General features: G+C 42.8%; 23 protein-coding genes and 1 other annotated feature. Of the genes, 10 read left to right on the forward strand and 13 right to left on the reverse strand.

Translation table 11 applies throughout. The features are described 5' to 3' along the window. Positions 1–8 precede the first annotated feature (8 nt). Together dcd and asmA are read left to right on the forward strand one after the other, a co-directional pair. Positions 9–590: a dCTP deaminase gene (dcd, locus tag M5X66_RS05245; RefSeq protein WP_036949679.1), complete on the forward strand. Its 582-nt coding sequence runs from the start codon at positions 9–11 to the stop codon at positions 588–590. A gap of 112 nt (positions 591–702) precedes the next feature. Continuing rightward, a complete protein-coding gene (gene asmA / locus M5X66_RS05250) occupies positions 703–2,565 on the forward strand; it encodes an outer membrane assembly protein AsmA (RefSeq protein ID WP_154599913.1) in 1,863 nt (620 codons plus the stop codon). A 67-nt stretch (positions 2,566–2,632) separates the two neighbouring features. Here asmA and M5X66_RS05255 read toward each other — a convergent pair whose 3' ends face one another. Together M5X66_RS05255 and M5X66_RS05260 are read right to left on the reverse strand one after the other, a co-directional pair. Continuing rightward, positions 2,633–3,310 (reverse strand): hypothetical protein, encoded by a 678-nt coding sequence (locus M5X66_RS05255; RefSeq protein WP_154609424.1) that lies wholly within the window; start codon positions 3,308–3,310, stop codon positions 2,633–2,635. A gap of 214 nt (positions 3,311–3,524) precedes the next feature. Beyond that, positions 3,525–5,108, reverse strand: a complete 1,584-nt coding sequence (locus tag M5X66_RS05260; RefSeq protein ID WP_036949673.1) for a TerC family protein — start codon at positions 5,106–5,108, stop codon at positions 3,525–3,527. Between the two features lie 242 nt (positions 5,109–5,350). Between M5X66_RS05260 and gndA the strand changes: the two genes are divergently transcribed. From gndA to M5X66_RS05285, 5 genes are all read left to right on the forward strand, one after another. Continuing rightward, positions 5,351–6,757: an NADP-dependent phosphogluconate dehydrogenase gene (gene gndA / locus M5X66_RS05265; protein ID WP_108478980.1), complete on the forward strand. Its 1,407-nt coding sequence runs from the start codon at positions 5,351–5,353 to the stop codon at positions 6,755–6,757. Positions 6,758–7,013: 256 nt separating this feature from the next. Continuing rightward, complete coding sequence (locus M5X66_RS05270) at positions 7,014–8,306, forward strand: DKNYY domain-containing protein (RefSeq protein WP_230084995.1); 1,293 nt, start codon at positions 7,014–7,016, stop codon at positions 8,304–8,306. 87 nt (positions 8,307–8,393) lie between these two features. Continuing rightward, a complete protein-coding gene (locus M5X66_RS05275) occupies positions 8,394–9,587 on the forward strand; it encodes a multidrug effflux MFS transporter (protein ID WP_036951940.1) in 1,194 nt (397 codons plus the stop codon). Between the two features lie 128 nt (positions 9,588–9,715). Further along, on the forward strand, positions 9,716–10,351 hold the full coding sequence (locus M5X66_RS05280) for a CatB-related O-acetyltransferase (protein ID WP_270103915.1): 636 nt from the start codon (positions 9,716–9,718) through the stop codon (positions 10,349–10,351). A 199-nt stretch (positions 10,352–10,550) separates the two neighbouring features. After that, positions 10,551–10,973 (forward strand): FxLYD domain-containing protein, encoded by a 423-nt coding sequence (locus M5X66_RS05285; protein WP_196712265.1) that lies wholly within the window; start codon positions 10,551–10,553, stop codon positions 10,971–10,973. A gap of 55 nt (positions 10,974–11,028) precedes the next feature. Here M5X66_RS05285 and M5X66_RS05290 read toward each other — a convergent pair whose 3' ends face one another. From M5X66_RS05290 to hisG, 9 genes are all read right to left on the reverse strand, one after another. Further along, a complete protein-coding gene (locus tag M5X66_RS05290; protein ID WP_230082515.1) occupies positions 11,029–11,457 on the reverse strand; it encodes a YbaK/prolyl-tRNA synthetase associated domain-containing protein in 429 nt (142 codons plus the stop codon). 188 nt (positions 11,458–11,645) lie between these two features. Then, on the reverse strand, positions 11,646–12,257 hold the full coding sequence (hisIE, locus tag M5X66_RS05295) for a bifunctional phosphoribosyl-AMP cyclohydrolase/phosphoribosyl-ATP diphosphatase HisIE (RefSeq protein WP_036951929.1): 612 nt from the start codon (positions 12,255–12,257) through the stop codon (positions 11,646–11,648). Beyond that, positions 12,251–13,027: an imidazole glycerol phosphate synthase subunit HisF gene (gene hisF / locus M5X66_RS05300; RefSeq protein WP_036951926.1), complete on the reverse strand. Its 777-nt coding sequence runs from the start codon at positions 13,025–13,027 to the stop codon at positions 12,251–12,253. Before hisF ends, hisIE begins: the two co-directional genes overlap by 7 nt. Then, positions 13,009–13,746, reverse strand: coding sequence for a 1-(5-phosphoribosyl)-5-[(5-phosphoribosylamino)methylideneamino]imidazole-4-carboxamide isomerase (hisA, locus tag M5X66_RS05305; RefSeq protein WP_270103916.1), 738 nt, complete (start codon positions 13,744–13,746; stop codon positions 13,009–13,011). The genes hisF and hisA overlap by 19 nt, the downstream gene beginning before the upstream one ends. A 5-nt stretch (positions 13,747–13,751) precedes the next feature. Further along, the gene (gene hisH / locus M5X66_RS05310) at positions 13,752–14,345 is read right to left on the reverse strand and encodes an imidazole glycerol phosphate synthase subunit HisH (RefSeq protein ID WP_036951920.1); all 594 of its coding nucleotides are present in this window, start codon (positions 14,343–14,345) and stop codon (positions 13,752–13,754) included. Next, on the reverse strand, positions 14,345–15,412 hold the full coding sequence (gene hisB, locus M5X66_RS05315) for a bifunctional histidinol-phosphatase/imidazoleglycerol-phosphate dehydratase HisB (protein ID WP_036951917.1): 1,068 nt from the start codon (positions 15,410–15,412) through the stop codon (positions 14,345–14,347). Before hisB ends, hisH begins: the two co-directional genes overlap by 1 nt. A 13-nt stretch (positions 15,413–15,425) precedes the next feature. Next, positions 15,426–16,496, reverse strand: coding sequence for a histidinol-phosphate transaminase (hisC, locus tag M5X66_RS05320; protein ID WP_270103917.1), 1,071 nt, complete (start codon positions 16,494–16,496; stop codon positions 15,426–15,428). A gap of 3 nt (positions 16,497–16,499) precedes the next feature. Beyond that, a complete protein-coding gene (hisD, locus tag M5X66_RS05325; RefSeq protein ID WP_036951911.1) occupies positions 16,500–17,816 on the reverse strand; it encodes a histidinol dehydrogenase in 1,317 nt (438 codons plus the stop codon). Between the two features lie 6 nt (positions 17,817–17,822). Beyond that, positions 17,823–18,722 carry an ATP phosphoribosyltransferase gene (hisG, locus tag M5X66_RS05330; protein WP_036952018.1) on the reverse strand — a complete coding sequence of 300 codons (900 nt, stop codon included), beginning with the start codon at positions 18,720–18,722 and terminating at the stop codon, positions 17,823–17,825. A 40-nt stretch (positions 18,723–18,762) separates the two neighbouring features. Beyond that, positions 18,763–18,890 (reverse strand) — a sequence feature (His leader region). Positions 18,891–19,142: 252 nt separating this feature from the next. Between hisG and M5X66_RS05335 the strand changes: the two genes are divergently transcribed. Further along, complete coding sequence (locus M5X66_RS05335; protein ID WP_036951908.1) at positions 19,143–19,967, forward strand: SDR family oxidoreductase; 825 nt, start codon at positions 19,143–19,145, stop codon at positions 19,965–19,967. Positions 19,968–20,008: 41 nt separating this feature from the next. Here M5X66_RS05335 and M5X66_RS05340 read toward each other — a convergent pair whose 3' ends face one another. Beyond that, entirely contained in the window at positions 20,009–20,632 is a 624-nt protein-coding gene (locus tag M5X66_RS05340; RefSeq protein ID WP_036951905.1) for a glutathione S-transferase family protein, read from the reverse strand. Between the two features lie 283 nt (positions 20,633–20,915). On the opposite strand from M5X66_RS05340, the gene M5X66_RS05345 reads away from it, so the two are divergent. Both M5X66_RS05345 and M5X66_RS05350 read left to right on the forward strand, forming a co-directional pair. Further along, positions 20,916–22,121: a serine hydrolase gene (locus M5X66_RS05345; protein ID WP_154599918.1), complete on the forward strand. Its 1,206-nt coding sequence runs from the start codon at positions 20,916–20,918 to the stop codon at positions 22,119–22,121. A 258-nt stretch (positions 22,122–22,379) separates the two neighbouring features. Next, entirely contained in the window at positions 22,380–23,942 is a 1,563-nt protein-coding gene (locus M5X66_RS05350; RefSeq protein WP_270103918.1) for a hypothetical protein, read from the forward strand. A gap of 64 nt (positions 23,943–24,006) precedes the next feature. Here the strand turns inward: M5X66_RS05350 and M5X66_RS05355 are convergent, their stop codons facing one another. Beyond that, positions 24,007–25,374 carry an L-serine ammonia-lyase gene (locus M5X66_RS05355; protein WP_036951897.1) on the reverse strand — a complete coding sequence of 456 codons (1,368 nt, stop codon included), beginning with the start codon at positions 25,372–25,374 and terminating at the stop codon, positions 24,007–24,009. Positions 25,375–25,403: the final 29 nt, after the last annotated feature.

A 25,403-nucleotide genomic window follows, 5' to 3' on the forward strand; every position in this document is an offset into this window, starting at 1 on the left:
AAGTGATCATGCGTCTTTGTGACCGCGATATAATTCAGTGGATGGATGAAGGTCGACTTGTTATTAGCCCGCGTCCACCGATTGAACGGATCAACGGAGCGACCGCGGATGTTCGTCTTGGAAACCAATTTCGTGTTTTTCGTGGACATACTGCGGCATTTATTGATCTCAGTGGACCAAAAGATGAAGTCAATGCGGCGCTAGACCGTGTGATGAGCGATGAAATTGTTCTTAAAGATGACGAACCTTTCTTCCTTCACCCTGGTGAATTGGCACTGGCAGTTACGCTAGAATCCGTCACGCTACCCGATAATTTAGTCGGTTGGTTAGATGGACGTTCTTCACTAGCAAGACTTGGACTAATGGTTCACGTCACAGCCCACCGGATTGATCCAGGCTGGCGCGGCCAAATTGTGTTAGAGTTTTATAACTCAGGTAAATTACCTTTAGCATTACGTCCAGGCATGGTAATTGGTGCACTAAGCTTTGAACCGCTATCAGGCAGTGCAGACAGACCTTATAACAGCCGACAAGATGCAAAATATAAAAACCAACAAGGTGCCGTTGGTAGCCGTATTAGCCAAGACTAATACAGCAAGATAGCGAGCGACCTCTTCTATGGAGTTTGAAGAGGTCAGCAATCGCTAGCGTCAAGGAGTGACTGGCGAAAGGTGTGACAAATAAAGTAAAAGAGAGGGATGCATGAAACGGTTTTTAACGACGCTGATTATTTTACTTGTAGTGGTAGTGGCGGGGCTAACAGCTTTAGTGATGTTAGTGAACCCGAATGATTTTAGAGGCTACCTCGTTCAACAAGTTGAGAAAAAAAGTGGTTACCAACTTGATTTCAAAGGTGATATGCGTTGGCATGTATGGCCAACACTGAGCATCATTACTGGTCCAGTCTCAGTCACAGCACCTAACGCCAGCCAGCCTATTTTAAGTGCTGAAAATATGCGCTTAGATGTGGATTTATGGCCACTAATTTCCCATCGACTGTCTGTTGAGCAAATTGTCATTGATGGGGCGGTAATTCGCAAAACACCTGAGAGTGAACCGATTACGACGGTTAACACTCCTGTTGCCCCTGGCGGTAGCCAAGCACCTTCCGATACAACAGATAAAAGCAAATGGTTACTCGATATCAGTAAAATTGATATCACCAACAGCTTAGTTATCTGGCAAACATCAAAAGATGAATACAACCTACGCAATATTAATCTGTCACTGAAAAAAAGTGATGATAAACAAGTTGCGATGAAATTCAGCGGTAATTTAAATAAGAACCAACAAGAATTTAATTTTGATATTAAATCAGATATCGATTTATCTAAATTATCTCAGCAGGTAAGTGGAAAAATCACGCAGTTTGATTATCAACTTAGTGGTGTTGATTTACCAGAAAATGGTATTAGCGGAAAATTCACCTCAGATTTTCTGTATACAAAAGCCAATTCAGGGGCGATTAGTCTTGAGAATCTTGCCATTCAGGCAAATGACAGCCAATTAGTAGGGACAATCAATGTCAATTTAACCGATATTCCTGATGTAACGGTGAATCTATCCTCGCCTACTTTGAATCTCGATACGTTAATTGGGCAGGCACCAGCTGCGGGTAAATCGAATACAGCCAATGCAGCTTCTGAAAATACCGTCAGTAATAATGAGCGTGTTGGCGTGAAGCCCGTTATTTCGGGTTCCAACATGCAGAAGTATGATTTAACGGGATTGAAAGGATTTACTGCTCAATTTGATGTCTCGATGGACACATTGATTTATCGCGGCATGTCGATGACCGGGGTAAAAATTAAGGGCGATAACCAAACACCACGTTTAACGATTTCTCAGTTAGAGGGTAATGCGTTTGGTGGACAATTTTCACTACCTGTGACCATTAACTACAACGCTATCCCTGCTCAGGTTTCAGCAAAACCTGTATTTAATAATATTAATCTTACTCCGGTATTAAAGGCATTTAGTATGCCTGAAAAACTGAGCGGAATTATTTCATTAAATGCTTCGTTATCAGGTACTGGCTACGATGATTATGCGGTTAAAAATCAGTGGCAAGGACCGGTTAATTTTGAACTGCGCAGTGCTAAATTGGCGGATTTAAACATTCCGCAATTGATCCAACAATCGGTGTCCCGTTTCACTAATAAAATCAATATGCCAACAGATACCAACAGCTTCACAGAAGTGGATTTATTCACTGTGTCGGGATATCTCAATAAAGGCAATATGAATATTTCCTCCCTTAAAGCAACGTCTTCACTGCTGAATATTACAGGGCAAGGGCGCGTGAATATTCCAAAAGAAACCATCGATGTTAATTTAGGCGTAAATATTCTTGGCGGATGGGCAGGGGACTCTCGTTTGGTTCAGCAGTTGCGTAGTATGAATATTCCACTACGTATTTACGGCGGTTGGAATAACTTACAGTACCAATTAGATGTGGAAAAATTACTGCGTAATGAGCTACGAACTCAAGCGAAAGAAGCTATTGGTAGCTTCTTGAAAAAAGAAGAAAATAAAGGGCTAAATGATTTATTAAACGCGCTTTAACATATTATAAGACCGTCTTTTGTTATAAAACGAAGACGGTTTTTATTTAGTTATTATACAGTCTTAGTTATCCATAACCGTTTTCTGCGTAGTCCTGTTTTCTTCTCTCCTTTGCAGCATTTTTTTCAGAGAGATCATAATAACCTCTTTGCTGCTCTGTTTTTTTATCCTGTTGTTCTTCCACTAACAGCTCTTTAGAACTAGGTTTAGAATCTTGGAGTTTCGCCATTTCATTTTTTAGGTAATTAATTGAACCATTTTTTGATTTAAATGCTTTATCTAATGATTCCAGATCTATTTTTTTAGATTTATGGTGTTTATAACTTGAACTATCCAGCTTATTCTTAAGTTCTGTTATTTTTTCACCTAACTTATTTATTTGACTATTCACATCACTGAAAATAGTAGAGTCACTTGTAATTACATGTTGTGTAGAAATAGTTTCTCCAACAATGAAAATCGCTCTTATTGATGAAATGAGAGAGTTCACTTCATTATGAAGCTGTTTTATATCTTTCAGATGAACGGTTTTTTGATCCGTGGTGATTATTCTCACATGTTTAGCTTTTTTAGGGGAAGATGCATCACTGATAGAGTTCGCCGTTTTCAAAATAGGTTTAGGCATAGAAGTAGAATCATTATTTACACTTTTAGCTGAGCGTGAAAATTCAGTTGTCTTGCCTTGCTGATCAGTCACACTCATACGGCGAAGTTGGACTGGTTGGGTATTATTAATTGTAGTCATAGGTAGAGTCTCATTAAAGATTGATTATTAAACGATTTGAATTATTCAATACGCAAATAATTAATTCTTTAAAAAAACGCTACTACTTTTTAGTAATGGTTATACGGCAGTCATTTCCTCGACAAAAAAATACCGGCTCAATATTAAGATAAAAGCCGGTATTTAGATTGTATTAATCGTGACTTGTCTTAATCACACATTGCATTAACTAAGATTAGTCATCCACATAATCGTAGCCATCACCTACTGGTGCTGGTGGTGTAATCAAAACTTTATTCACGCGATGGCTATTCACCTCAAGGGGCTGGAAAATACAGCCATTGATTTCGACTTGCTCGCCCACTTCTGGAACGCGTTGTAAATGCTCCATTAAAAGACCCGCGATGGTTTCATACTCGCGCTTATCATCCAGCTCCATTGGGATATACATAATTAAATCTTCCAGTGGCATAAAGCCATTGGCAATCCATGTACCATCGTCCAATTTTTGAATGTCATGGCGGGAGTCATTTTCTTCATCGCCAACGGGTAAATTACCTGCGATAGTTTCCATCACGTCGGTTAATGTCACGATACCTTCGACTGAGCCGAATTCATCGACTACAAATGCAAAGTGGGTATGTGCTTTACGGAACTGTTCTAACGCTTTTAACAGTGATAAACCTTCAGGGAAAATAAGTGGCTGAGTAACCAGCGCACGTAAATTCAGTTGTTCACCACTAAGTTGCTGTTTGACTAAATCCAGCACATAAACCACGCCAATCGGGTCATCGCCGATACTTTCATCGACAACAACAAAACGTGAGTGTGGATTTTTTTCCATCAGTTCAATCAGTTCTGCAGACGATTTGTTAATATCCAAATAATCGACGTCGTGGCGGGACGTCATAATACTTTCGACGTTACGTTGCGCCATACCCAATACACGAGCAATCATTAAGCGCTCTTGTGGGTCAAACACAGATTGATTATCGGAGATTAAATCAGAGGTTCTTGCGTCTAATTCACCACGTTCAGTTTTACCACTTAAAATACGTAAGACAGCTTCTGCGGTACGTTCACGCAGAGGACGGCTACCTTTTAAGAATTTACGGCGGTTAAACTGCGCAAACTGGTTGAGCATCTCTATCATGATAGAGAAACCAATCGCTGCATACAGATAACCTTTTGGAATGGCGTAACCAAAACCTTCAGCCACAAGGCTGAAACCAATCATCAGTAAGAAGCTTAAGCACAAAATGACGATGGTTGGGTGCGCATTAACGAAGCTGGTCAGTGGTTTACTTGCCCAGATCATTAACATCATGGCGATAGTCACCGCTGCAACCATAACGCCGATATGGTCAACCATACCGACCGCAGTGATCACGGAGTCCAATGAGAACACCGCATCCAATACGATAATTTGCGCGACAACCGCCCAGAAATTGGAGGTTTTACGTTGGTTATTGGTATGTTCGTCCTTTCCTTCTAACCGCTCGTTTAGCTCCATGGTGGCTTTAAACAAGAGGAATATCCCCCCGATAAGCATTATCAGGTCTCTGGCACTAAATGGATGCTCAAATAGAGTTAGAATAGGTTGGGTCAGCGTGATCAACCATGAAAGGCTGAATAACAGAATGATACGCATTACCAGGGCACACGTTAACCCTGTGATACGAGCTCTATCACGCAGTTTAGCTGGGAGTTTATCGGCCAGAATGGCGATAAAAACGAGGTTATCAATACCAAGAACGATTTCAAGAACGATTAGGGTAGCTAAACCCGCCCAAATCGAAGGATCTGCGATCCATTCCATACAGTTTGTTTTACCTTCTGATATGACGGCTTATACCGACTGGTGAATAATGAGGTTTGTTGACTTAAATATCAATAAAAATTCATTCAAGTAGCGTGATATTTGGCAAAAAATGATTCGATTAGTTTATCGATTGCATCAATAACTACCATGGAGCGGCATCCTGAGTTAACATGTGATCCCGTTAACAGAATGTCAGCACAATCGAGGCTGACTTGGTCCTAATCAGACAGGAGTTTTTCATGTCAAAGCAGCAGATTGGTGTTGTCGGAATGGCGGTCATGGGTCGCAACTTAGCCCTGAACATCGAAAGTCGCGGTTATTCAGTCTCTATTTTTAACCGTTCAAAAGATAAAACTGATGAAGTCATTGCCGAAAATCCAGGGAAAAAATTAGTTCCCAACTACACGATTGAAGAGTTTGTCGACTCTCTGGAAAAACCACGCCGCATCCTGTTGATGGTTAAAGCGGGTGAAGCAACAGACAAAACTATTGCTGCATTAACGCCACATTTAGACAAAGGCGACATTTTAATCGATGGTGGTAACACGCTGTACAAAGACACTATCCGTCGTAATCGCGAATTGTCAGAACAAGGATTCAACTTCATCGGTACAGGTGTTTCCGGTGGTGAAGAAGGCGCACTGAAAGGCCCTTCAATCATGCCTGGTGGACAAAAAGAAGCTTACGAATTAGTTGCCCCAATCTTAAAAGAGATTGCAGCGAAAGCGGAAGGCGAACCGTGTGTGACTTACATTGGCCCAGACGGAGCTGGTCATTATGTGAAAATGGTTCACAACGGTATTGAATACGGTGATATGCAATTAATCGCTGAAGCTTACTCTTTATTAAAAGGTTCTCTGAACCTGAGCAATGAAGAGCTGGCGGAAACGTTCTCCGAGTGGAACCAAGGCGAACTGAGCAGCTACTTAATTGAAATTACAGCGGATATCTTCAAGAAAAAAGATGAAGAAGGTAAATATCTGGTTGATGTAATTTTAGATGAAGCGGCTAACAAAGGTACAGGTAAATGGACTAGCCAAAGCGCTTTAGATCTTGGCATCCCACTGACGTTGATCACTGAATCTGTCTTTGCGCGTTATATCTCTTTCCTGAAAGACCAACGTGTTGCCGCATCTAAAGTTTTAACTGGCCCAGTACTGAAAACGGTTGAAGGCGATAAAAAAGTCTTTATCGAGAAAGTACGCCGTGCACTTTACTTAGGTAAAATCGTTTCTTACGCTCAAGGCTTCCAGCAATTGAAAGCAGCGTCAGATGAGTACAACTGGGATCTGAACTACGGCGAAATCGCGAAAATCTTCCGTGCTGGCTGTATCATCCGTGCGCAGTTCCTGCAAAAAATCACTGATGCATACAATGACAATGCACAGATCGCAAACCTACTGTTAGCACCTTACTTCAAGCAAATCGCAGATGAGTACCAACAAGCTCTGCGTGATGTTGTCTGCTACGGTGTTCAAAACGGTATCCCAACACCAACATTCTCAGCGGCTATCTCTTACTACGATAGCTACCGATCAGCGGTGCTGCCTGCGAACTTAATTCAAGCGCAGCGTGACTACTTTGGTGCTCATACTTATAAACGTACTGATAAAGAAGGCGTTTTCCACACTGAGTGGATGGAATAAGAATAAACCGCAAGGTTATCTTCCGTAAGTGAAAAAAGGTGCTCAATCGAGCGCCTTTTTTATTTTTAACTTTTTATACACTTTCAGACTTCGAGTATTTCTTTCCTCACGCTTTTCCCGTTGAATATCCAGACAAAAATAGATTAAAAAAACAAAATAGGTATTTCACAGCATGAAATCCAAAACGATAAGTTTAATGGTAGTTGGTGTCACTCTTCTCGTCTCGATAGCGCTTATATCAGGAATGATATTATCAATGAATGACGAGCCATATCATGAAGTTGACAGTAAGGGCGAAAAAGTCGGTTACAGTATTTACGTTATTTATAATGATAAAGTTTATGCGAGTGTGCCGAGCAATGGCTTTTATCTGATGAAGGATGCCGATCCTGCAAGTTTTAAATTATTACCGGAAGGTACTTATTATGAGCGTCAGTTTGCGATCGATAAAAACCATGCTTATTGTGGAAATTTGCTAATCCCTGCATTTAATCCGAACAGTGCAAAATCGCTGGGAAATAACTATTTTACCGATGGAAATCAGACCGTATATTGTTCAATGGGCTCAGTAAGGAATTATGAGCTTTCAACAATGGATGAATTATTTCAGTCTTGGTTATATGGTTGGGATTTAGGGGATAAACCACAAACCTATATTTACCCGATGAAACCACTTCCTGCATCATCGACACCATATCAATCATTATTGTTACGTTATTTGGCAACAGATGGACAGCGCGTTTTTTATCAAGGGGAATATATGCCAGATGCTGACCCTGCGACCCTACAAGATATTGGCTCCCTTCAGGATGATGGTTCCGTGAGAGATAGCCTTCATTTTTATCGTGATAATCTGAACGTCTATTATGACCAATATAGATTGCCAATAAAGAGTCATTCAGGTTTATACAGTTTGATACTGGATGGGTTATTTCAAGAGGGTTATTTGATTGATCCACAATCTGGCAATGTGGCAATGAATGACATTTTATTCCCTGAGGAACATGCGCCTTACCTACTAATAAGTCGTAATAGCCAGCATGTGAATCAAGCGTTATTTCTCTCTAAAGATGGCGTATTTTTCTACCATAGAGAAAAAGAAATTATTGTTCGAGCAGGGGCGAATCCATTTATTGATGGCGAATTAAAGGAAATAGCTCCCTTAGTATTCACTCATAATAACCAAACTTATTATCTACAGGATTCTGAGATTTGGGGAACGAATAAAAATCCGGGGTTAATTTCACGGAGTACAAAAATTTATCGTTTCAATGAGACGAATAGCGCACCTTGGGAAAAGGTGGGGGATTTAGATCATCACAGATTTGGTCAGGTATGGAAAAAAGGGAATGAATATTATTATTTTGATAATTTAGGCTCCACTCAACTAATTCGATATACCATTTATCGGATTGACAACCAGCGTACTGTGAATCGTTTGTTGAATGAATCGTTATTACCAAAAGATATTCGCATTTTGATTGATAATGATGATTTGCAACCGATAAGAGGCACTGAAGTGGTTCATGCAATTACCAAGTATCGATAAGATTCGATATCTATGCAGAAATTCTGATATTATCGATAGCCATTTTCAAAATCGCTATCGATAACTCACCTGTTCAGAATCGGTCATATGCATAAATTTCTCGCTTTATTATTACTTTTAGTCCTATTAGGGCCTCTTGGGATAGACCTGTATTTACCGACTATTCCGGCTATCGCTAAAGATTTAGGGAGTAGCGAGTCCATAATCCAATCCACAATTGGGTTATTTATTTTAGTCTTAGGGATAGGGCAGCTAATTTCAGGACCTCTAGTCGATAGATTTGGTCGAAAGCCTATCGCTATCATTGGCTTAGCGATTTATTTGGCTGGATCCATTGTTGCGGCATTCTCAACGACGGCAGGGCTATTTATTGCTTCCCGATTGTTGCAAGGGGTGGCTGTGTGCTGCACCTCCGTGGTGGCATTTAGCTGTGTCCGCGACCGTATGAATGGGACTGAAGCCGCACGAGCATTTGGTTTTTTAAACGGAACACTTAATATTGTGCCAGCCTTGGCACCTTTATTAGGGGGATTACTGGCGGAGGCGTGGGGCTGGCGAGCGCCATTTTGGTTCTTAGCGATTTACGCTGTGGCAATTTTCTTGCTGATTCTATTTTTCCTACCAGAAACACGCCCATCCAGTTTACAACAGGTTAAAAAGCTTCAATTTAAGAGCTATTTTCGAATTTTAACCAGCGAGCATTTTTTGATTTTCGCGTTAGTCAATGCTGGCGCAATGGGCATGGCACTGACGTATGTCTCTTTAGCTCCTAGCGTATTAATGGGGGATGCTAAGCTATCGCCTCTCGAATTTTCCATTGTCTTTGGTGTCAATGGCTTCTGGATCATGCTGGCGAGTTATATCGCGAATTACTGCATTCGAAAAATGGGGCGTCCAGCGTGTTTATCTATTGGTAGTGTCATGATGGCACTCGGCTGCATCGGTTTATTATTCGGTTTGATGGTGCTTTCACCTGAAACACAAACCCATTGGTCAGTGTATATGCTGCCAGTAGCCTGCGCCTGTACTGGGCTTGCCTTTATGATGGGTACCGCGACCAGCTATGCATTGGAACCTTTTGGTAACGAAGCGGGAGCGGCTTCTGCATTAGTCGGGTTTGTGCAAATGGCGGGTGGCGCTGTATTAGGGTTATGTGCAATTGCGTTACCAATTGCGCCAAAATTGTCCCTTGCGTTGGTAATGCTAGCGGGATGTGTTTTCGGATTAGTTGCAAGAAAAACCAGTATAAAACGCGCTGCTGTAATAGAAAAAATAGAGTAACCGATATGATGAATAATCCACTGTTAAAGCAGCCGAGGATCGGTTAGTGGTGATGTAGTGTGAACGCAATTACATCACCATAGAATGCGTTCTATGGTAATTAAATACTGATTTGAAGGTTATTTACCATGAAAAATAAACATTGGTCGAAAACGCAGTTATTACATGAAGTTGTTCAAAACCCCAATATCCATATTAAAGGACGTCACAGTTATTATAGTGATTGCTGGGATGATGGTTTTGAACAGTCTGTCGTGCGTTATTTACAAGGCGATGAACAGAGCCGAGATTGGCAATTAGCTTGGGATGTAGACCAACTCTATATTGGTGATTATGTGTGTATTGGGGCTGAAGCCGTTATTTTGATGGGGGGAAATCATACCCATCGATTAGATTGGTTCTGTTTGTATCCTTTTCTTGAGCATATTGAAGAAGCCTATATTGGTAAAGGCGATACCATTATTAGCGATGGCGTTTGGATTGGGATGCGGGCATTTGTCATGCCGGGCGTTCATATAGGCGAAGGTGCGGTGATTGCGGCGAACAGCGTTGTGGTTAAAGATGTAGCGCCTTACACTATTGTAGGCGGTAACCCTGCAAAGCCCATTAATACACGCTTTTCCCCTGATGTAATCGAGCAATTATTAGTGCTGAAGATTTATGAGTGGCATGAAGATAAATTCGAAGCATTGAAAGCGTTTATTTGCAGCTCAGATTTTCTGGCATTAAAAGAGGCTAGTGAGCAGTATGACCAAACTCATTAATCGGACATAGTACTTAAAATCTCTTTTTTCAACTTGAAGGGTTATCGCGAGATAGCCCTTTTTAGGATTAATTACCCATCATTTTGTGACTATTTCGGTTTTTTTATTATCATAATACGAGTACGTTAATTAAGCAGTTAGGTGTTAGGTTTGCTCATGCAGTATCAAACTCATGCAGTTTTAATTTGAGTCAACGCCTATGAAAAAATTAACTTATCGTATTTTTCATTTACTGGCTTCTTATCGTTGTATTTTGTTGGTTTCCATTATTAGTAGCTATTTTTCTTCTTTTCTTTATGCATCCTCGGAAAAAGCGGTCGCATATCCCGCACCGATTAATATCAGTCAGATTGAAATTAAATATAATGATCAACTGGATTATCCTGAGATAATTGGCAACATTACGAATGTTTCAAATGTTGTTTTATATCAGACCTATATTCGATTTGAACTACTGAAAGATGGCGTGTTTATTGGGGAAACAAACTATAGAGTGACTAGCTCAATTAAACCAAAACAAACGGTAAATTTCATTGCTACCATTCCAGATTATGATGTTGTACCCAATGAGCAGATTATTGTTGAAACTATCGCTGCCTATTATTTGGATAAACCGCGTTGAGTGTCATTTAGGAGCCAGCTGATGATGGTGGCTCCTTATCAATCAGAGTGATGGGTTATTCATCATTTGTGCGAATAAACTCGATTAAAGTGGGTGAAGCGATACGCTGGTAATCTTGGGTATTAAGAATAATTGAGCGCTCTAGGCTTCCCGCATTAAACGCGAGTTCATCAAAGCGGGTAAACAGGTAGGGGTCAGCGATAAGCTTCAGTGATGGATGAAAGCTAAATGGCGGGATAGCGCCGAAGACACAGTGAGTGAGTTCATCGACCTCTTTTGGGCTAGCTAATGAGGCACGAGTACCGCCAATGGCTTTGGCAATTTTACCTAAATCTGCTTGTTGATCAGCAGGTAAGATGGCTAAAACATGCTGGCGAATACCATTTCCTTTCACATGACAGACTAACCCTTTAGCGCCTTGACCTAGCTGTGTTCCGCGGATTTTTGCCACTTCTTCAGATTTTCCCGCCGTTGGGTGTTCCATCACGCGATACTTAGCATTTTTGCTATTCAGTAATTGGGTTAATTGTGTAAAAACGCCATTGTCAGACACAACGAGCTCCTTCTAAAATCCACATTAAATGAGGGGAATGATAACAAGTTCAGAGAGAGAAACAATGACGTGAGAAGAAAGTAAGGGCAGCTATCATAAAATAGTTACCCTTAAGCAAGTTACTGATGGCGCTCTTTCAAACGTTTGATAATGGCAGTTAAATCAAGGTCTTGATCTTGCAGTAAAACCATTAAGTGATACATCAAATCGGCGGCTTCGTTGGTTAGCTCTTCGCGGTCATTAACCGTGGCAGCGAGTGCAGTTTCAACGCCTTCTTCACCCACTTTTTGTGCAATACGCTTGGTGCCGCTAGCATACAGGCGGGCAGTATATGAACTTTCTGGGGAGGCATTTTTGCGCTCTTTCAGTAAGGTTTCTAATTCATATAAAAAGCCCCATTCGCTTTGAGCCGGTGCAAAGCAGCTGGTGGTGCCGTTATGGCAGGTGGGACCATCAGGCAGAGCCATGGCAAGTAGCGTATCGTTATCGCAGTCAGCAACAATATCTACCAAATTCAGGAAGTTGTTGGAGGTTTCCCCTTTGGTCCACAAACGTTGTTTGGTGCGAGAGAAAAAGGTGACTTTACGACATTCTAAGGTGACTTGTAGCGCTTCTTGGTTCATATAACCTAACATCAGAACATCGCCAGAAATAGCGTGCTGAACGATGACGGGCATCAGGTTATCGACTTTTTGCCATGCAAGCTGATTACATTGTTCTGTGGTTAACATACTCTAATTTGAACTCCATTTTCTGCTAAGTACTGCTTTAAGTCACCGATGTTAATAATCTGCTTGTGGAACACCGAAGCGGCTAAAGCGCCATCGACACCTGCGTCAGTAAAGGCATCTAGGAAGTGGATTTTTTCCCCTGCGCCGCCGGAGGCGATCAGTGGAACTTGGCACACTTCACGAACTTTTTTCAGTTGTACCAGATCGTAACCTTGACGTACACCGTCTTGGTTCATCATATTGAGAACAATTTCTCCAGCGCCACGCTCCTGAACTTCTTTCACCCAATCAAGGGTTTTCCAGCGGGTTTGGGTTGTGCGTTTTTCATCGCCAGTGAATTGATAAACTAAGTATTCATTGGTCTGCGCATCAAACCAGGTGTCGATACCGACCACAATACACTGAACGCCAAAGCGCTCAGCCAGGCGGCTAATCAGTGTAGGGTCGGACAGCGCAGGGGAGTTGATAGAAATTTTATCCGCACCAAAAGAGAGGATTTGCGCGGCGTCTTCGACACTTTTGATCCCACCCGCAACGCAGAATGGAATATCAATCACTTCGGCCACTTTGGCGACCCAGCTTTTATCGACAACACGCCCGTCAGATGAGGCTGTGATATCATAGAAAACTAACTCGTCAGCACCTTCTTGGGCATAGCGTTGAGCCAGTGGAACGATATCACCGATGATTTCATGGTTGCGAAATTGCACCCCTTTAACCACTTGTCCGTCACGGACATCCAAACAAGGAATTATGCGTTTTGCCAGCATTGGATTGCCTCCGTTACGGTAAATTTACCTTCTAATAATGCGCGACCCACAATCACGCCTGCTGCGCCAGAAGCTGGTAGTGCGGCGATATCGTTTAAATTACCAATTCCGCCAGAGGCTTGCACCTCGATATCAGGGAATTTTTGGCTGATTTCGCGGTATAAATCCACATTGGAACCCGCCAGCGTGCCATCTTTTGAAATATCGGTGCATAGCACATGTTTTAAGCCATAAGGGCGATACATTTCAATAGCTTGTTCAAGGGATAAGTTTGAGTTTTCTTGCCAACCACTAATGGCAATCTCTTTGATGCCTTGGGCATTAATACGAACATCCAGCGCCAGTACGATAGCGTCGCCACCATAACGTTGGAACCACGTTTTGACTAACTCTGGTTGGGTCACTGCCGTCGAGCCAATCACCACGCGAGTCGCACCAGCATCTAACAGCGCTTTGACATCTTCTTCAGTACGAATTCCGCCCCCAACTTGCACCGGAACGGTCACGCCTGCCAATAGTTTTTTCAGCAGAGAAATTTGGCGTTTCTGTGGATCTTTAGCGCCCGTTAAATCCACTAAGTGCAGCAGTTTTGCCCCTTGCTTTTCATAATCTTGTAAGCGAGGGAGTGGATCTGTGCCATAGTCCGTTTGTTTGGCGTAATCCCCTTGATGTAAACGCACTACGGTGCCATCAATTAAGTCTAATGCTGGAATAATCATGGTTTTTACATCTCCAAGAAGTTTTGGATCAAGCGAGCACCCGCAGCACCCGAACGTTCTGGGTGGAACTGCACGCCATAGAAATTATCTTTATTCACGGCACTACTAAACAGGTTGCCATATTGTGTTTGCGCGATGGTGTTGGCGGAAATAGGCATTGAATAGCTGTGTACGAAATAAAAATAGGCATCGTCGCTTATCCCCTTAAACAGGGGATTGCCCGCGAGTGCTTTCACTTGATTCCAGCCACTGTGAGGGACAGGTAAGCCGTTTGCATCCATTTTGCGAACGGGGCTGTCGATCAATCCTAACAGTGGAATTTCTGTTTGACCTTCTTCACTGATACTGCCGAGTAATTGCATTCCAAGGCAGATACCCAAAACGGGTTGGGTTAGTGCTTTAATTAACGGAATGAGTTCACGCTCAGCCAGTTTTTCCATGGCTGCGCTGGCGGTGCCAACACCCGGTAGAAAGACTCTGTCTGCTTGTAAAATAGTGTTTGTGTCGCGGCTCACAATTGGGTCATAACCTAGGCGCTTAACGGCATAGGCGACGGACGCTAAGTTTGCACAGCCGGTATCGAGGATCACAACCTTCATTACAGAACTCCTTTCGAACTTGGCAAGGAATCCCCTTCAACGCGAATCGCTTGGCGTAAGGTACGACCAAAAACTTTAAACAGGCTTTCCGCTTTGTGGTGATCGTTTTTCCCTTTCGTTTTCAGGTGTAGCGTGCAGCCCATCGCATAGGATAACGAACTGAAGAAGTGCTCAATCATCTCGGTACTCAGGTCGCCAACTCGCTGATATTTAAATTCTGCTTTGTATTCAAGGTGCGGACGCCCAGAAATATCCAGTGCACAGCGTGCTTGGCATTCGTCCATCGGTAATACGAAACCAAAACGGGCAATGCCACGTTTGTCTCCGAGTGCGACGCGTAGTGCTTCGCCTAACGCCAAGCCGGTATCTTCGACGGTGTGGTGGTCGTCAATAAAGAGATCCCCATTAACTTCAATGCGCAAGCGGAAGCCGCCGTGGGTGGCGATTTGGTCCAACATGTGGTCAAAGAAGCCAACGCCAGTGTTGATTTTGCTACCGCCTTCTTGGTCAAGCCACACTTCCACTTGGATGTTGGTCTCTTTGGTTACGCGCTCGACTAAGGCGTAGCGGTTACGCTTAGTGAGTTGGTTGGTGATGGTATTCCAATTCAGCTCTTTGGCACTGTAACGTAGCCCTTTAATCCCCATATTTTGGGCAAGCTGAATATCTGTCTCGCGGTCGCCAATGACATAGCTGTTTTCGATATCGAGAACACCGTCATTGAGGTAGCTTTCTACCAGCTTAGTTTTTGGTTTACGACAGCTGCAATTGTCTGCAGGCATGTGTGGGCAAATCAGCACATCATCAAAACGGATACCTTGAGATTCAAACACCTGCATCATTAAATTGTGTGGTGGATTGAAATCTTCCGTGGGGAAGCTCTTGGTGCCTAAACCGTCTTGGTTGGTGATCATTACTAAGCGATAATTGGCTTTTTGCAGTGCTAATAGGCTTGGAATGACATCATTTTCAAAGGCGAGCTTACTGAGGCTATCCACTTGATAATCTGTCGGTGGTTCGGTAATTAATGTTCCATCACGGTCGATAAAAAGAATTTTCTGGCTCATGACTATTTCCTAATTAGCAAAGTGCTTTAATTGCTTCAATAACGCGGACGTTTTCAATTTCGGTACCAATGGTGATACGCAGGCAGTTGACCAACCCCGGTTGCTTGCTTTGGTCGCGTAAAATAATGCCTTGATCCCACAGGGCTTTAAACACTTTAGCGCCATCGGTAAAACGCACCAGAATATAGTTGGTTTCACTTGGGTAGACGGTTTCAACGACAGACAATTCACGCAATGCCTCTGAAAGCGCAATGCGATTCTCGCGAATTTCTAACACGCGCTTTTTCATGGTGGCGATGCCATCAGCATTCAGGGCTTTTTCTGCTATCAGCGCCACAGGGGTAGAGAGCGGATAGGGGGCGATGACTTTCAGTAAAACTTCAATTACTTCAGGGGATGCTAAGGTAAATCCACAGCGTAAGCCCGCCAGTGCAAAAGCCTTTGATAAGGTTCTTAAAATTACTAAATTTGGGTATTTGGCAAGCCAGCTAGCGACGCTGAACTCAGGGCAAAACTCAATATAAGCTTCATCGACGACCACCAGCGCACGGTCAGCCGCCATTTCTAATACTTCCAGCAGCGCTTTATTATCGATGATATTGCCCGTCGGGTTATTTGGGCTACAGATGTAAATCAGCTTGGTATTCGATAAGTTTTCGCGGATAGCGGCGACATTCAGTGACCAATCTGGCAACGCCAGAATTTTTTTCTGTTCTACACCAAAGGTTTCCGCGCTGATGCTGTACATACCGTATGTTGGTGGGCAGAACATCACCGCATCTTTACCGGGTTCGCAAAATGCACGGATCAATAGTTCGATAGATTCATCCGCGCCACGGCACACTAATACTTGCTCAGGAGATAACCCTGCATAGGCGGCATAATTGTTAATCACACCAGCAGGTTGTGCCTCTGGGTAACGGTTAAGATTGCGTTCAATAAACTGATAATCTGGCGCCGTTGGGTATTCGTTGGCGTTGAGCCATACATCTCCATTTCCCCCAAGACGACGGGCGGACATATACGGGGTCATTACTTTTACATTTTCGCGTGCAAGGCTGGCTGCGTTAAACGTCTGGCTCATAGTTCACTCCTGATTTTGTTTTTTTAGTTCGGTGACTCGTAAGGTAACGGCGTTTTTGTGGGCAGTCAGCTGTTCCGCTTGTGCCAAAGTTTCTATGGTGTTGGCTAATCCTAGTAACCCTTGAGCCGACAGTTTTTGGACTGTCATTCGCTTCATAAAATCGGCTAAACCAAGGCTTGAATAGGTTGATGTGTAACCATAAGTTGGTAATACGTGGTTGGTGCCGGAAGCGTAATCCCCAGCGGATTCAGGGGACCAATCTCCCACAAATACCGATCCTGCACTGGTGATAGACTCAACCAAATCATCGGCATTGCGAGTTTGCAAAATCAAGTGTTCAGGTCCGTAGCGGTTACTGATTTCAACACATTGGTTGATAGAGTCCGCGATGATCACTCGGCTTGCGCTGAGCGCTTCACGCGCAATAGATGCACGAGATAACGCCGTCAGTTGTTTTTCAGTCTCTTCAATAACGCGCTGTGCAAAATCCGCGTCGTCGGTGAGCAAAATGACTTGAGAATCTGGCCCGTGTTCTGCTTGGGAGAGTAAATCCGATGCCGTAAATGCAGGGTTAGCTTGGCTATCGGCAATCACTAGTACTTCGGATGGCCCCGCTGGCATATCAATAGCCGCACCTTGGTAGCTTTGGCTAACTTGTCGTTTGGCTTCCGTTACATAGGCATTACCCGGTCCAAAAATTTTATCAACGCTCGGAATACTTTGGGTACCAAATGCCATTGCAGCAATAGCTTGGGCGCCACCAACTTGGAAAATATCAGTAATGCCACATAGTTTGGCTGCATATAAAATTTCGTCTGCAATCGGTGGAGGTGAGCAGAGAATAATGTTGCGGCATCCGGCGATATTTGCAGGCGTTCCCAGCATCATGACAGTGGAGAGCAACGGTGCGGAGCCGCCTGGAATATACAGCCCAACAGAATCAATCGGGCGGGTCACTTGTTGGCAAATCACACCTGCTTGAGTTTCAACAGTGATCGGCGCAGGTTTTTGGGCTTCATGGAAGCGGCGAATATTGCCAATCGCCGTGTTCATTGCCGCTTTAATGTCATCGCCAAGGCGAGCTTGGGCTTCATCAACGGCTTCTTGTGAAACACGAACAGAGGTAATGTCTGTTTTATCAAAACGTTGGCTCAGGGCGATGAGGGCTGCATCTCCCTCTGTACGCACTTGGTCAATAATTTGACTGACCGCGGCGCTAATGTTGCCAGAGGCGGCAATAGCAGGGCGCATCAGTAAAGCTTCTTGCTGCTCTTCAAGGCAGTCTGACCAGCGAATTGGTTGATTGAATCCCAGTTCCATGGCGAATTACTCCATCATTTTTTCAATTGGTAAAACAAGAATTGAACTTGCGCCCAAGGATTTCAGTTTTTCCATGGTTTCCCAGAATAGGGTTTCTGAGCTGACCATGTGCATTGCAACACGGCTTTGGTCCCCTGCTAATGGCAAAATAGTTGGTCGCTCAGCACCCGGTAACAGTGCGATGATCTCTTCGAGTTTTTCACCCGGAGCATGCAACATAATGTATTTTGATTCGCGTGCTTGGATAACACCTTGAATACGCGTCATCATGCGGTCAATTAACTGTTGCTTATCGGCAGACATTTCACCGTCACGCTGGATTAAGCACGCTTTTGAGCGGTAGATGACTTCCACTTCTTTTAAGCCGTTTGCTTCAAGGGTTGCGCCTGTAGAAACGAGGTCACAAATGGCATCGGCTAAACCAGCGCGTGGTGCGACTTCGACTGAACCGTTCAGTAAGCAAGATTTGAATGTCACGCCTTTTTCATCAAAATAGCGTTTCAGTAGGTACGGGTAAGATGTCGCAACACGAGATCCATTCAAGCATTCTGCCCCGGTATAATTGAAGTCTAATGGCGCGGCTAAAGAGAGGCGGCAGCCACCAAAATCAAGGCGACGTAGAGTGGTAAATTGCGGATTTTCACCGCGAGCTTGGCGGCTTAATACTTCTTCTTCCAGTACGTTTTCGCCAATGATACCGAGGTCAACCACACCGTCCATTACCAGTCCCGGGATATCGTCATCACGTACACGAAGTAAATCAATAGGCATATTTTCTGCATAAGCAATCAGTCGCTGCTGTTGTAAATTGATTTTAATGCCGCAGCGAGCCAGTAGCTCCCTTGACTCTTCGCTTAGACGTCCTGATTTCTGTATTGCGATACGTAAACGTGATTTGTCCAACATAATTTTGCTCCACATCCCAAAAATATCTTTTTGATTAATAATAAAAAAACCCTCGGAAGATAATCTTCCGAGGGTTTTCTCAATTCGCATTTCAGCCACCGGAAGAGTCGTTGATCGTCTTCCAGCACACATCGCCCGAAAGACTAATCAGGATGATGGTGATGATGATGGTTGCGTGAAATACGAGTCATAATAGCTTCCGTTTAGTTATTTGGATAATTGCTTAAACATTCAATACTAATCAAGCTATCCGATTTTACACTATGAATGCAACCCTTTTTTTCAAAATAACTCATAATAATTAGTTCCCGGTTTTTTATAGTGATTAATCCCTTGGAAAATAGCTTCGGAAGTTGAATGATTTTCAGCTAATCTATGAGGCATTGATGCAATCACTTTCTCAGGATGCGGGACAGTCTTATGAAAAAAATCACCATTATTGGTTTAGGTTGGTTAGGGGTTCCTTTAGCGAGTCGCTTGATGGCGCAGGGAATGACGGTCGCAGGAACGAAAACGAGTTTGGATGGTGTTGAAGCTGCCAAAAGGGTTGGTATTGACTGTTATCAACTGCAATTGACGCCAGAATTACAATGCGATACCGAAGATTTATGTGAATTAATGGAGGAGGCGGAGGTGATGGTAATTTTATTACCGCCATCAAAAGTCAGCCTTTCTGAGTATATTGTGGCGATTGAGCAATTAGTTGATAGCGCGATTAGCTATCAAATTCCTCGGGTTATCTTTACATCATCGACTTCTGTCTATGGTGATGTGGATGGAGTCATTAATGAAGATGCGCCGTTACTTGGTGAAACCGCCTCAGCACAAGCGTTAATTGCGGTTGAGCAATGGCTGCATGATTTACCCAATATTCAGGTGGACGTACTACGATTAGCTGGTCTTGTGGGTGAAAAGCGCCATGCAGGTCGCTTCTTAGCAGGGAAACAACAAGTCAAAGGGGCTAATCAGCCTGTAAATATGGTGCATCAAGATGATGTGATCGCCGCAATTTTGTTGTTGATCCAGCAATCCAATGGTGGACATACCTATAATTTATGTGCGCCTGAGCACCCGACGCGTCGGGAGTTTTACACTGAAGCAGCAAAGTCATTAGGCTTAACACCGCCAGAATTTGCGCTTGAAGAGCATGAAGCGACAGGGAAAACAATCGATGGAAATCGAATTTGCCAAGAAATGGGGTTTGAGTATGAGTTTACTCACCCACTTTATATGCCGATGAGTTAAATAAAATCCGTGGCGCTCAATACGAACGCCACGCTAAATGCTTATTTGATAGGTAACATCACAATTTCTTGGAACGCAGGACGCTTGGTCAGTGTTTGATACCAGCGCTCTAAATGAGGAAATTCAGGGCGTTCTGTCACAATTTCATGCCATGGGTAGAACAGTGGCGCTATGGCAATATCTGCAATACCAAATTTATCTCCGCTAAAATAGGCTTGAGTCGCCAGAGCATCATCCGCAATTTTCAGCAGTTTTTCGATATTTTGATAAATGACTTTGGCTTGAGCCGGGTCTCTATCGGCTTCAGGAACGCGAACGATTTTGTTCATCATCTGCTTGATATGGTCAAACAAATTAGCGCTGCTCCAATCCATCCATTTATCAGCAGCCGCTTTTTCTTGCAGATCACGGGCTAACAATAGGTGAGAGTGATCATACTTTTCCGTAAGGTAACGTAAAATTGCATTGGATTCCCACAGGGTAAAGCCTTCATCCTGTAAAGTTGGAATTGTGCTGTTTGGATTCATTTTCTTATATTCAGGTGTATCAACACCACCGAATGGGCCACCAACATCTTTTTGATTATAAGGAATATTCAGCTCTTTCAAGCACCACAGTACTTTTTTCACGTTTGAAGAGTTAGTACGTCCCCAGACAGTTAACATTGGAATCTCCCATGACTATGTTTTAACTTAAAGACGGTATTTTTGACCTAAACAAGATAGATGAAATTAATGAATTGAGAAACTTTATTATTTATTAATTGCGGTGGTCATCATCACTTATTTTGTTTAGGGTATAGGGGGACTTTAATTAGCGTAATATTTTGCAGTATCTCGATGAATTTGACTGCATTTTTGGTTTCTAGTGAATATTTTATTAAACATGGTTTGATTGTGATGAACGCTTTGAATGGTAATAGCAACACTAATAGTAAAGGAGTAACCAATGAATAAAACAACATTGTCCTCAGCAATTAGAGGAACAGGTATCGGGTTCAGTCTATTCGTTGTGATGAGCACAAGTAGTTATGCAGCTCAGACACCAGTTGCTCCACAGGTTGACGCAAAAGCGTTTGTATTAATGGATTATAACAGCGGTAAAATTTTGGCATCGGGTAACCCTGATGAGCGTTTGGATCCTGCAAGTCTAACCAAGATCATGACTAGCTATGTGGTCGGGCAAGCGGTCAAAGCAGGGAAAATTACACCGCAAGATATGGTGACAGTGAGTGAAGCCGCATGGGCGACAGGAAACCCTATTTTAAAAGGTTCTTCCTTGATGTTTTTGAAACCGAAAGACCGTGTTTCGGTATTGGATTTAAATAAAGGCGTGGTAATTCAATCTGGGAATGATGCCAGTATTGCCTTGGCTGAGCACGTTGCGGGGAGCCAAGAATCTTTTGTTGACCTTATGAATGGCTACGTCCAAAAAATTGGCTTAACCAATACCCATTTTAAAACCGTACATGGTTTAGATTCTGAAGGGCAATACAGTACCGCTCGGGATATGGCTGTGTTAGCGCAAGCGCTGATCCGCGATGTACCTGATGAATATGTATTGCATAAAGAGAAAGAGTTTACGTTCAATAATATCCGTCAACCTAACCGTAACCGTTTATTGTGGAGCCAAAATCTCCATGTTGATGGCGTGAAAACAGGACATACCAGCGGGGCGGGTCATAACCTAGTCGCATCAGCAACCGATGGTCCTATGCGTTTGATTTCAGTTGTTTTAGGTGCGCCAAGTGACCGCGTTCGTTTTTCTGAAAGTGAAAAGTTACTCACTTGGGGCTTCCGTTTCTTCGAAACAGTGACGCCGATTAAAGGGGATGCTGTTTTACAGAAACAACGTGTTTGGTTTGGTGACATTTCAGAAGTGCCTTTAGGGGTCGAAAAAGATGTGGCAGTGACTATTCCAAAAGGTCAGTTACAAAACCTAAAAGTGGATATCAAACTGGATAATGACTCCCTTGAAGCGCCTTTAGCATTAAACCAAAAAGTGGGCACGATTAACTTTATTCTTAATGGTGAAGTGATTGAGCAGCACCCACTGGTTGCAAAACAAGCCGTAGAGGAAGCGGGGTTTGTCGGTCGTATTTGGGATTACATCATGAAAACCATTACTGGCTGGTGGAATGCTATTTTTGGATGATTAAAACCTAATTATCAAATTAATATATGGAGACCTCTTTATGAGGTCTCTTTTTTTTGTAATGAATAACATTAAATAAATTTACAGATAAACTTCAATTGAAATATTTTCGATTCAATTTAATAATCATTTTAATTGTTTGAGAGCTAACTATTTTACTGTTATTTAAATATCAATGGCTGAAATTATCTCATGCAATTTCATAATATATTTATTAATTTAATTAATTGAAATGGAGAATTATCAATGGGCATTTCCATGGAAGAAAGAATGCATCAGCTGTCCTTGCAAAAAAATACCAAAGGGATTGGGGAAAACAGTGTTAATGGTGGTCGTGCGGATAATCGCGGTGAAAATAGTGGTGTTATGAAATCCGGTGATGCGGTTGATTCCGGTAACGGGGGCGGTTCAGTGAATGGTGGTAATACACTGAACATGAATATCAATAAACACAAAATGCAAGGAGGAATTGCACGTAATGATGGCTTAAATAATGGGGAAGTTGTGGGAGGGAATAGTACCAACCATGGTTTAAATAACAATGAACTTAATGGTGGTACCGCAACGAATGAATTTGGTTCTGTTAACCATGAAAATTCTTTTATTAAGGGCGGTAATGCTATTCGTGAATTGCAACGTGGTCTTGATGAATATAAAGGAATGCAAAAGCAATTGGCGATGATCGATGAAGAGGTTACTAAAAAAAATAATCAATTATCAGAATTACAAAAGCAGCAGAAAGCGTTAGGAGATCAAGCTGATCAATCGGATGAGACAAAACAGCGTTTTATGCAAATTGAAGGAGATATGAAGTCACTAAAAGATGAGGTGAAACAGACGCAAGCGGAGGCAAAGAAACTTAATGTAAGTATGGATGCTCAACGTGTTGAGATAGCAGAACTCAAAACTCAGTTTGATAAAAACCAAGAACAGGTCAAACAGCTGGGAGAAAAAATGAATGCTGAGAAAGAAGAATTGAAAGTGCGATTTGCAACCCAAGAAGCTCGTAATAAAAAACAAGCAACAGATATTGCTAATATTAATATCAAGATTGACGGCAAGCAAAAAGAAGTTGACGCTTTGAAGCTCAAGTTTGAAAGTGAAGGAAAAGCTAAAGCAGATACGAATCCTAAAATACTGCGTTTAGAAAGGGATGCTCGCAAGTTACGGGTCGATCTAGATAGTAAATCTGATAATCAGTCTAAGAGTCAAGCTAGAATGGATAGCCTGGAGGCGAGAATTAAAGTTTTAGAAGTGAATGAAAAAACGGCAGAATTGGAATTAAGGGAGATAAGTCTGAAGCAACAGGAAATGGCTGAAAAATTTGCTCACTATGAGCAGACTGTTGAGCAAGACAATAAAAAACTTGACGAGATGGCCCAGGTATTCGATGGCATTGGTAAGTTGACAAGTCAAGGTAAAGGTATTTTAGCGGGGTCGTCTAACACTACGACTACGACAACGACGCATACAACCTCCTTGTACTCTCATGAGACAAAAACACCAAGTGGTCATGTATCTGCTGGATTTGCACAAAACTTAGGGGATAATTCAGGTTCTATGCGTGGTGGTGATAGCATTAGTAATTCGTATGAGACAAATATTAATAATGAGACAAATATTAATAATGAGATAAATCTTAAGAATGAAATGATGTTTAAGATTGATGCTGACCAAACCGTCAATAAAATAGCGGAAGGGGTGAGTGCTTTAACTAAGCCTGTTGAGGCTACTGCTTTAGATGTAGGAAATTCGGTTAAAGGCGCTGCCGATACTGTTAGTGCATTAGTCTCAACGAAAACACCATATCAAGTTTGGTAATAGTACTTAGCCAGCAATCAAAAGGCCTGCATTTGCAGGCCTTTTATCGTCAAAAAGCAATTAGCTATTCACAGTGCCCTAACTTAATCGCCAAACCGCCTTGGGAAGTTTCACGGTATTTTGCGTTGATATCTTTACCTGTTTCATACATGGTTTCGATGACTTTATCGAGACACACGCTTGGCGCACTCACACGGCGTAATGCCATACGAGCAGCATTCACAGCCTTAACAGATGCAATTGCATTACGTTCGATACAAGGTACTTGGACTTGCCCGCCAACAGGGTCACAGGTTAAGCCTAAGTTATGCTCCATGGCGATTTCCGCCGCGACGCACACTTGCTCTGGGCTGCCTCCCATTAATTCTGCCAAACCAGCAGCTGCCATGGAACAGGCTACGCCGACTTCACCTTGGCAACCGACTTCTGCACCAGAGATGGACGCATTCATTTTGTACAGCGTACCAATCACGCCTGAAACTAAGAAATAGCGGGTATAAGAGTTTTCGTTGACTGGGCGAATAAACTTATCGTAGTAAGCCAATACCGCAGGAATAATTCCACACGCACCATTCGTTGGGGCTGTTACAACACGGCCACCCGCAGCGTTCTCTTCATTGACGGCAAGGGCGTACATATTGATCCAGTCAATTACTGCCATTGGGTCAATATTGTTATTGTCAGAGGTCACTAATTGACGGCGTAATGCCGCTGCACGGCGAGGAACGCGCAGTGGACCTGGTAATAAACCTTCGGTGCTCACCCCACGTTCAATACCGGCTTTCATGACATCCCACACCGCAGCCAGATAGTCAGAAATCTCTTCTTTGCTGTGCAGGGCTAATTCGTTTTGCATTACTAATGCAGATAAAGATAATCCCGTTTCTTTACAGTGTTTTTGTAAATCAGCTGCATACTTGTATGGGTAAGGGACTTGAACCGCATTTTTAGTTTCTTGACCGAAATGTTCTTCATCGACGATAAAACCACCGCCAATAGAATAATAATTCTTGGTATACAGAACGTTATCGTCATCAAATGCGGTAATTGTCATTCCGTTTTCGTGTAATGGTAGGTTGGTTGAATGGAAATTCATCCCACCTTCCGTTGGGAAATCGACTTCATGTTGACCATTTGCCAGCAACAGTTTGCCAGTTTGCTCAACATTGCGCATAAATGCTGGGATAGCATCAATATCAATCGTATCAGGCAGATTACCCGCCAAACCCATAATAATCGCCATATCGGTGGCGTGCCCTTTACCTGTTAGGGATAAAGAACCATAAACATCGACGGAAATACGTGTGGTTTTAGTGAGAAGATTTTGCTGGATGAGGTCATCGACAAACTGCTTACCGGCTTTCATAGGGCCGACAGTGTGTGAGCTGGATGGTCCGATACCGATTTTAAAAATGTCGAATACGCTAATCATATTCTGTCTTCCTATATTGAAGGATCCCC

The sequence above is a fragment of the Providencia sp. PROV188 genome (assembly GCF_027595165.1).
GTDB lineage: Bacteria > Pseudomonadota > Gammaproteobacteria > Enterobacterales > Enterobacteriaceae > Providencia > Providencia lanzhouensis.